This window comes from Streptomyces beijiangensis (assembly GCF_017315755.1).
GTDB lineage: Bacteria > Actinomycetota > Actinomycetes > Streptomycetales > Streptomycetaceae > Streptomyces > Streptomyces beijiangensis.
The window spans coordinates 1-428 of the sequence record NZ_JAFLRJ010001357.1 but is presented as its reverse complement, the minus strand read 5'-3'; the positions used below and the strand labels follow the sequence as shown (position 1 = coordinate 428).

The window sequence follows — 428 nt, the reverse complement described above, 5'->3', positions numbered from 1 at the left end:
AGTCTCGTGGGCTCGGCGTCCCAGCCCGCCACGGTGTCCGTGATCAGGGAGGTGATCTCCCCCTGGTAGGTGGTGACGACGTACACCGCGGCGCTCTCCAGCCAGCCGTCGACCTTGCCCTGCAGCCTGGCGTCGGCCGACATGCGCGCGCCCAGCGACAGCAGCGAGGCGCGTACGCGCAGCCGCAGCTCGCTGCGCTCGTCCTCCGCCGCGGAGACGATCATGGACCGCACAGCCGTCCAGACGGAGGCGATCAGGTCCTGGACCTCGTCACGGCCGAGGATCTCGCCCTTGAGGCGTTCGATCCGGGCGCGGGTCTCGGTGTCGGACTGGAGGTCGGAGGCGAAGTCGGTGAGGAAGCGGTCGAGGGCGCGGGGCGCGGGGTGGGCGGGCATGTCGCGCATCTCGGTGACGAAGCGCAGCAGCTC

1 protein-coding gene is annotated in these 428 nt (G+C 71.3%); it reads right to left on the bottom strand.

The features are described 5' to 3' along the window. A partial coding sequence (locus J0695_RS41810) for a DUF445 family protein (protein WP_206970037.1) occupies positions 1-428 on the bottom strand: 428 nt, incomplete at both ends.